Genomic DNA, 8,740 nt, shown 5'->3' on the forward strand with positions numbered 1-8,740 from the left:
TTATTTGTATATTCAAGAAAACGGTTGTATTTTATCTATTGATAGTGGAAGATTAAAAATTATTTATAAAGATAATATGGAAAGATTCGTACCTCTTAATTCTATTGATAATATTGTTATTTCAGGTAAAATATCTTTTTCTTCAAATTTATTAGAACAATTATTAAATAAAGGAATATTTGTAACCTTTTTATCAAAAAAAGGTAATATGTTTGGAAGACTTGAAAGTACAAGTAACATTAATATTACAAAACAGAGGAGCCAATTTTTAGCTCAAAATGATGATAATTTTAATATTGCAATTGCAAAAAGAATTTTAAATGGTAAATTAAAAAACCAAAGTGTAATTTTAAGAAGATATAATAAAAATATAAAAAGTAAAGAAATTTCTGAAATATATAATAAAATGATATACTATAAGAAAATGATTTTAGAATCTACAAATATACCTCAAATGATTGGATATGAAGGATTTGCGTCAAAGAATTATTTTAAAGGTATTAGTTTAATTACAAAAGATAATGATATTAAATTTATATCAAGAAATAGACAGCCTCCAAAAGATGAATTTAACTCTTTGTTAAGCTATGGTTATACTCTTCTTTTTTATGAAGTCTATAATGCCATTGTTTTATCAGGTCTAAATCCTTATGCGGGAAGCATACATCAAGATAGAGTAAATCACCCCGCATTAGCTTCTGATTTAATGGAAGAATGGAGAGCTGTTATAATTGATTCGATGGTTTTAAATGCAGTTTCAAGGAATATGTTTAAAAAGGATGATTTTAGTATTGAAGAAAAAACTGGTGGTGTATATTTAACAAAAGATGCAAATAGAAAATTTGTAAAATTATATGAAGAAAAAGTTAGAACAATGAATAATTATATAGTTGATGTTAAAGAAAAAATGAGTTTTAGAAAATCTATTATTTATCAAGTTTCCTTGATTAATAAAGCTTTTAATTTGAATGATCCAACAATTTATAAACCAGTATTAATAAGGTAAAAAAATGGAAGATGTAAATTTTTTGGTTGTAATTACGTATGACATTAGTGATAATAAAAAAAGAAATAAATTTAGTAAATTATTGCTTTCCTATGGTGTAAGAGTTCAAAAAAGTGTTTTTGAATGTAGATTAAATAAAAAGAAAATAAAAAATCTTATTAATGATATTGAAAAAATAATTGATATTGAAGATTATGTAAGAATGTATAAGATAAGGAGTGATTCTGAGATACATATTTGGGGTAACATTCCTTTGTATGAAGAAGAGGACTTTATTTTTATATAAATATATGGTAGTATATAATATATTTATATATGTTAAATTTTTAATTTTGCGTCAGAGATAAAATTATGAAATACTTAATATTAAATATTTTATATTCAGACGCAATTTTAACATATAATTTTTTTGATAATTGATAATTTGATAATTATATTTATTAAATCATATAACAAATGTAATATTTTTAAAGAAAAATATAGTATAAAAAAATAATCCCTATCATAGGGACGAAAACGAAAATGGGATTATACCTTTTAACGTAAAAGCTTATAAAAAAATAATCCCTATCATAGGGACGAAAACTTCATACGAACCATTTTACCATTTTTCGCCCTAATAAAAAAATAATCCCTATCATAGGGACGAAAACAATGTGAATGCTTTATTTACATATTTATTTATTAAATATAAAAAAATAATCCCTATCATAGGGACGAAAACAAAATGGAATGATACCGTTTAGTGTAAACGCTTGTTATAAAAAAATAATCCCTATCATAGGGACGAAAACTCTTTCATTAAATACTATCATTTCGTTTGTCATTATATAAAAAAATAATCCCTATCATAGGGACGAAAACCTTTTTCTTTTATTTGCTCGTTTAACTGCAATAATATAAAAAAATAATCCCTATCATAGGGACGAAAACTTAAATTTTTCTTTATTGTATCTTTATTCATTTTTATAAAAAAATAATCCCTATCATAGGGACGAAAACCTTTATAATATCTTTATTCATTTTTCAGTTCCCTTCATAAAAAAATAATCCCTATCATAGGGACGAAAACCCTTTTAATTTAAGAGTGCCACCGTTTTTAGAGCATAAAAAAATAATCCCTATCATAGGGACGAAAACTTACTATTAGAGTATTATAATCTAACAAATAGCCATCCCATAAAAAAATAATCCCTATCATAGGGACGTTGCTAGGGGTTTCACCCCTAAGACCCCACGACTTTTTTACTCGCCTAAAAAAGTCGAATAAAAGGGCACCACTCGCCGTGGGGCTTATAACGCACTCGGATTTCATGAAAAATCTACCCGATTTTTCTATGAACGAGTGCTACCGTCGCCCTATTTTATTATTTGTCAGGGTAATGTTTAACGATACCCCCTCATTAAGTTAGGTTTGGGGTAGCTTTTCTGCCAGTAAAACTTGGGAGAGTTTTACGTAGGCATCGAAAAGCGTAATAAGGCACTTCGCCGAGAAGTGTCGTTTTTACCTCTTTTTTGGGACAAGCAAAAAAAGAGCAGGGTTATAGGGACAGCGTCCCTAACTTTTTCCTATCATAGGGACGAAAACAAAAAGAATCTCTATGCTGTCATAATCGTGCATATATAAAAAAATAATCCCTATAGTAGGGACGAAAACTCATTCAATCTGATTCGTTCTCTTACTTTTTTATCTATAAAAAAATAATCCCTATAGTAGGGACGAAAACATTTTATTCAATTTTTTAAAGGATATTTTAAATATTTTATAAAAAAATAATCCCTATAGTAGGGACGAAAACTTAAACATAAAGCTTGAAGTGTCAAAGTTCCAATCTATATAAAAAAATAATCCCTATCATAGGGACGTAAATCACCAAAGATATAGCTCTTATCTTTAAGTGTTTTCCAAAGATAATCTCTATAAAAGGGATATTACAATGGAGGAAATAATGAAAAAAATTTTATTCACGCCAATAGGAGGAACAGACCCTATAAGAGGGTCTTATGATGGTGCTTTTATACATATTTCAAGGGTAATTAAACCTGATAAAGTTTATATGTATCTTTCAAAGGAAATGGTTGAAAAAGAAGAAGCAGATCATAGATATACTAAAACTCTTGAACTTCTTTCAAAACATATAGAAAAAAACATAGAATACGAACTTATTAAAAGACCAAATCTTGTTGATGTTCATATTTTTGATGACTTTTTTGATGAATTTAAAGAAATAATAAAAAGAATCAGAAAAGAAAATCCTGAGAGTGAAATATATGTAAATGTATCTTCAGGTTCTCCTGCAATGAAAAGTTCTGTTCAGATTTTATCTGTTCTTGGCGAAGAAAAGCTTATTCCAATACAAGTTTCTACCCCAGTAAAAAGAATGAACGATGGAATGGAAAAAGATTATGATGTTGAACTTATGTGGGAATGTAATATAGATAATGAGGATAACTTTGAAAATAGATGTAAGAAATCTAAAAAAAGAAACCTTGCTTTTCAAATTAAAGCTGATATCATAAAGGAACAAATTAGAAAATATAATTATTCTTCTGCAATAGATATCGCAAATGGTTCTAAAGAGTTTATAAGTGATAAATTTATGGACTTGTTAAATGGGGCATATAGAAGACTTCAGCTTGACTTTGCAAATATGACAAGGTATATTTCAAAATATAACGAACATTTTCTTCCTATAAACAGAAGAGAAGATAGAGATATTATAGAATATCTTTTATCATTAAAAATTAAAATCGAAAAAAAAGAGTATGCTGATTTTATTAGAGCGATTTCTCCATTGTTTTTGGAAATCAGTATAAAAATATTTGAAAAGTATTCCGGATTAAATATTGATGATTATACATTTATGGACGATGAAATAAAAAAATGGTCTGACGGAAAATTAAGAAACGGGGACAGCCGTGTTTTAGATATAATAAATGGTCCTAATGCTTTAAACGGTAAGTTTAATACTACGGACACATTAAAAAGCGTTCATTTTAAATTTTTAATTGATGGATTTTGCACTAATGATGCTGTGAAAGATAAGATAAACGAAGTAAGAGATGTGGAAAGTAAAGTCAGAAACACAGCAGCTCATCAAATTAAATCAGTAACAGATGAATATGTAAAACAAACTACAGGATATACGTCAAATGAAGTATTCAATATGATTGTAGACTTATTAAAATATACTAATATTCCTTTTAGTAAAGAATATTTAAACAGTTATGATGAAATGAACAAAAAAATAATAGATGAACTTTAAAAAAAGCAGGCTGACCTGCTTTTTTTATTTTAAAATATTTTTGACTTCTTTATAAATATCTTTTTGTTTTAAAATAAATTCTTCATCTTCGGTTGAATAATATTCTTCTAAATTTATATAATCTTTTAAATATGGATACTTTAATTTTTGAGCATTATAATTTACGTTAAACATTGGAATTTTTCCTTGAATATTAAGTATATTTTCACCTTCCTTTTGATATAAATACTCCATAAAATTTTTTATTACCGTTTCTTTTGATTCATCTTTTGTATTTAACAGATAATAACTTTTTACATTTTGCATAAAGTTTACTTTTTTTGTTTCATAAGGGTAGGGATATACTTCAAACTCAAAAGCATTTTCCTTGTCTTTTGTTCTTATTAAATAATTCACATCATCCATATTTCCTGCATATATCATTGTTTTAGAATTGTATAAGTCATAATGAACATCTTCTTCGCTTTTCTTAGTTTTTAAACAATTATATCCCTTAAGTTCTTTTTTTAATGTTTCAAGTTTTTTATATCCTATATTTTCGTATCCGTTATCAAGAATAAAATTCATATATGAAAAGTTATATTCGTCTACAATCATATCAAAGGGTATTTTTTCTTTTTTTGTATCCTTTTCTTTTATTTCTCTGATTAGGTTTATAAAAGTATTGTAACCCCAATCTTTACTAGGAAGGTTTATTCCTATTTCTTCAAAGGCGGTTTTGTTTATTATTATAACGTTAAAAGAACCATATAACGGAAATATACATCTTTCTTCCTCTTCTTTTATTTTTTTTATGCCGTAGGTTTCTTTCATATATTTTACAAATTCTTTATCGTACATAATATTGTCTGTTTTTGTTATGGTATTTTCAATGTATTTACTTATTATGTCAGGGTGATTTTCACTTTGTGCTTTTTCGTTTGCAAGTGTCTTTGCCCCTTCAAAAGAAAGTTCCCTAAGTTCTATTTGAAATAATTCGCTTTCCTCTTCAAAGTTATATATGGCATTGTTTATAAAACCATAACTATTTCCTATAACACTTCTTGTGGGGCTGTCCCAAAGATTAATAAGTCCTTGATATGTTTTTGTCTGTTCTTTATTTATAAACTTATCTATATAAATATCTCTAATATAAAATTTATACGTAAATATTAATATGATAAGTAAAACAGCACTTACAAGCCTAAAGCTTGGTTTCTTTCTTTTGTTTCTTTTCATTTCTTATTTCCCTATATTTTTCTTTTGTTGCAATTCCGCCTCGTATATGTCTTTGTTCTTTGTTTATTTCTATAATATTTCTTACTTTTTTATATAATGATATATCGATTTTATTTAGCCTTTTTGATAAATCGTTATGTACGGTGCTTTTACTTACTTTAAAAATATCTGCACACTTTCTTATTGTGGATTTATTATCTACAATATAATTTGCTTCTTTAATAACTCTTGTTTTTATATTATCTAACATACCTTTTTCCTCACTTAATTAAAAGTTATGTTTTTTTTATAAAGATATGATTAAAATAAAAAAAATTTTTGAGTAATAAAGAACGGTTTATTATGCTTTGTCCTTAACATTAAATTATTTTAGATACATATAAATAAACATAGAATAAAAGGGAAGAGATGGTTTTATGAAAAATAAAGTTATATCGATTATTTTATGTGTATTTGTTTTACTTGTATCTTTTTTTAGTCTACCTAAACAAAAAAATGTAGAGGCCTTTAGTATAAATTCAAAGGCATATGCGGTTTTGGAGTGCAGCACAAATAGGCTTTTATATTCCAAAAATAAAGACGAAAAACTCCCTATGGCTTCAACAACAAAGGTTATGACCGCCGTTTTAGCTTTGGAAAAAGGAAGCTTAAATGATGTTATTGAAATAAAAAAGGAATATACGGGAATTGAGGGAACAAGTATATATTTAAAGGAAGGCGAAAAATTAACCCTTGAAGATTTACTACATGGAATGATGCTTGTATCTGGTAATGATGCAGCAGTTGCGGTAGCTTATCATATTGGAGGTTCAATAGAAGGATTTGCCAAAATGATGAATGAAAAAGCAAAGGAACTTGGAATGAAAAATACTAACTTTAAAAATCCAAACGGACTTCCTGACGATGAACATTATACTACCGCTTATGATTTTGCACTTCTTGCATCATATGCCATGAAAAATGAAAATTTCGTAAAAATAATAAATGATAAAAAGTGGAGTATGCCATATGAGGGAAAAGAGAACGGTAGAGTAATATATAACAGAAACAAACTTTTAAATAGTTTTGATGGTTCAAATGGTGTAAAGACAGGATATACAAAAAAGGCAAGGAAGTGTTTTGTTTTTGCTGCCAAGAGAAATGATATGCAGGTTGTGGGGGTAGTATTAAAAAGTGCAGACCATTACACAGACAGTAAAAATTTACTTGATATGTCTTTTAGTAATTATAAAATGGAAAAAATTATCGAAAAAGGTGAATACATAAAAACTCTGCCTCTTAAAAACAGCAAAAAAGGTATTACAAAACTTACTGCAGAAAATGATATATATTTTCCCTTAAAAGATGGAGAAGAGTACAAAGTTGATTATAAGAAAGTGTATAACTCAGGAAGTGATAATTACATATTAAATTACAGCATTAATGTTAATAATGAAACTTATTCTTACAGTGAACATTTAGCACATAAAAATGCTAATAAAGGTATATTTTACAAATTTACAAATATTTTTAAGAATTTTGTTGGACTTTAATATATTGATTTGCATTATTTTATCTTAAAATATATAATATACGAAATAAAACTTATAAATAAAGAGGGAAAAAATGTATAACGAAAATTATATAGATTTTGCAAAAGGTAAAAAATTTTTACGTGCATCTTCAGCTATATTTATATTTGCATGTATTCAAAATGTTCTTACAGGACTTTTTATGTTATTTGGATATATAACAATGATTTTTGATATTGTATATCAAAATGAAGCTATAATATACTGCCTTGCCGGTATATTCTTTTTAGTAATAGGTATAATAGAAGGATACTGTGCATATTTGGGTTTTAAAAATGCAAAAGTAACTGATGAAGAGGTTATGTCAAAATGTAAATTTTGGGCTATAATAAGCCTTATCTGCATAATTTTAGATACATTTGTTTCTCTTTTAATTTTGGAAAGAATATATACTACTGCAATACTCATTGCAGCTCCTATTATTTTTATAAAAGGTGCAAATAAAAACATACATACAAAAAAAATGTATCAAGAAAATATTTTTGCAAACCCTTATTCTAATGAAAATCAAGTTAATATAAACGAAACAAATCAATCTGAAAATAACGAAAATAATAACATTTTATAAAGGTGTTGTTTATATTGTATTTATGAAGTATACTGTCTTAAAGAAAGAGAGGTAACATAATGGAAAGTAAAGCAAAAGGTGCTACACTTTTAAAAGTAACAAGTATAATCATATTAATTATTGGAATTATCGCTTTGGCATTTAATGTTTTGGGCCTTTTGGGGATAATTGCATTAGACCTTTTAACTATATTTTATATTGTTTGGGCATTTATATATCCTATTACTTGGATTTTAACGGGATTAAAAGGTAAAAAAAATGCAAATAGTACTGATGAAAAAGATATTAAAGATTGTTTTAAATGGGGAATAATTTTAATTCTTGTAATAATTTTGGATTATGGAATAGGATATATTATAAATGGTTTATATGGAGTATCTGTATTTTCTTTAATTAGATTTATATTTCCTATTTTATATTTAGTTGGTGTAAACCAAAATAAAAAATCAATAGATTCTAATGATTTTAATAACTAAAAATTAAACGGTCAATTGACCGTTTTTTTTTATTTGATTTGTTTTATTAAATATTTTTAAAGTTTAGATTATTTTAATTTAAAAAATAAACATTATTGATATAATTTTTTTAAATGATAGTCTAGTTATTATGTATAAAAAGGAGGGTAAGAATATGAATATTAACGCTAGGGGAAAAAGATATCTTAAAGGGGCTGGCATTGTAATGATTATAGTTGCTGCCATAAACTTTATTTATTCACTTCAATATATATTAGATTTTAATATGTTTGTTTTATGGGGTATTTGTTATTCTGTTATATATATATTTACTGGAATATATGGTGTGAAAAATGCAAAGTGTACTGATAAAAAAATAATGAATGTATGTATTATTTTAGCTTCAGCTGTTTTGATTTTTGTCGTTATGGATAATGTTTTATCTATTTTTTTAGTTGGTATTGAAAATACTCCTACGAATATAGGAAGTAAGATTGTTTTTCCTATACTTTATATTATTGGAGCAAATAAAAATAAAAATACAAAAGATATTGATTTTTAAAAATATTTATAAAAATGTTAAATAAAAAAAATGTTTTTATATATTTGACTAAATTGATTGTATATATGTAATTATAATTTAAAATATATATTAT

The 8,740-nt window shown here is 25.9% G+C and carries 9 protein-coding genes and 1 CRISPR repeat array; of the genes, 7 read left to right on the plus strand and 2 right to left on the minus strand.

What is annotated here, in order from left to right:
* From cas1 to csm6, 3 genes are all read left to right on the plus strand, one after another.
* Window positions 1-1,006 (plus strand): CRISPR-associated endonuclease Cas1 (cas1, locus tag ACTQYZ_RS09885; protein WP_441416529.1); only part of this gene is annotated, 1,006 nt, incomplete at its 5' end.
* A 4-nt stretch (window positions 1,007-1,010) separates the two neighbouring features.
* Window positions 1,011-1,292, plus strand: coding sequence for a CRISPR-associated endonuclease Cas2 (gene cas2, locus ACTQYZ_RS09890; protein ID WP_441416530.1), 282 nt, complete (start codon window positions 1,011-1,013; stop codon window positions 1,290-1,292).
* Between the two features lie 197 nt (window positions 1,293-1,489).
* A CRISPR array of direct repeats spans window positions 1,490-2,220; the repeat unit is 35 nt; unit sequence TATAAAAAAATAATCCCTATCATAGGGACGAAAAC.
* A gap of 735 nt (window positions 2,221-2,955) precedes the next feature.
* Complete coding sequence (gene csm6, locus ACTQYZ_RS09895; protein WP_441416531.1) at window positions 2,956-4,272, plus strand: type III-A CRISPR-associated CARF protein Csm6; 1,317 nt, start codon at window positions 2,956-2,958, stop codon at window positions 4,270-4,272.
* Between the two features lie 24 nt (window positions 4,273-4,296).
* Here the strand turns inward: csm6 and ACTQYZ_RS09900 are convergent, their stop codons facing one another.
* Both ACTQYZ_RS09900 and ACTQYZ_RS09905 read right to left on the minus strand, forming a co-directional pair.
* Window positions 4,297-5,490 (minus strand): hypothetical protein, encoded by a 1,194-nt coding sequence (locus ACTQYZ_RS09900; RefSeq protein WP_441416532.1) that lies wholly within the window; start codon window positions 5,488-5,490, stop codon window positions 4,297-4,299.
* Window positions 5,456-5,740, minus strand: a complete 285-nt coding sequence (locus ACTQYZ_RS09905) for a sporulation transcriptional regulator SpoIIID (protein ID WP_441416533.1) — start codon at window positions 5,738-5,740, stop codon at window positions 5,456-5,458. Before ACTQYZ_RS09905 ends, ACTQYZ_RS09900 begins: the two co-directional genes overlap by 35 nt.
* Window positions 5,741-5,906: 166 nt before the next feature.
* On the opposite strand from ACTQYZ_RS09905, the gene ACTQYZ_RS09910 reads away from it, so the two are divergent.
* The 4 genes from ACTQYZ_RS09910 (at window position 5,907) to ACTQYZ_RS09925 (ending at window position 8,646) form a co-directional block, all read left to right on the plus strand.
* Complete coding sequence (locus ACTQYZ_RS09910; RefSeq protein ID WP_441021433.1) at window positions 5,907-7,022, plus strand: D-alanyl-D-alanine carboxypeptidase family protein; 1,116 nt, start codon at window positions 5,907-5,909, stop codon at window positions 7,020-7,022.
* A 73-nt stretch (window positions 7,023-7,095) separates the two neighbouring features.
* Window positions 7,096-7,629, plus strand: coding sequence for a hypothetical protein (locus ACTQYZ_RS09915; protein ID WP_441416534.1), 534 nt, complete (start codon window positions 7,096-7,098; stop codon window positions 7,627-7,629).
* Window positions 7,630-7,688: 59 nt separating this feature from the next.
* Entirely contained in the window at window positions 7,689-8,105 is a 417-nt protein-coding gene (locus tag ACTQYZ_RS09920; protein ID WP_441416535.1) for a hypothetical protein, read from the plus strand.
* A gap of 154 nt (window positions 8,106-8,259) precedes the next feature.
* The gene (locus ACTQYZ_RS09925) at window positions 8,260-8,646 is read left to right on the plus strand and encodes a hypothetical protein (protein ID WP_441416536.1); all 387 of its coding nucleotides are present in this window, start codon (window positions 8,260-8,262) and stop codon (window positions 8,644-8,646) included.
* Window positions 8,647-8,740 lie beyond the last annotated feature (94 nt).

Origin of the sequence: Anaerofustis sp. LCP19S3_F7 (assembly GCF_052119445.1) — a bacterium.
GTDB classification, from domain to species: Bacteria; Bacillota; Clostridia; order Eubacteriales; family Anaerofustaceae; genus Anaerofustis; species Anaerofustis butyriciformans.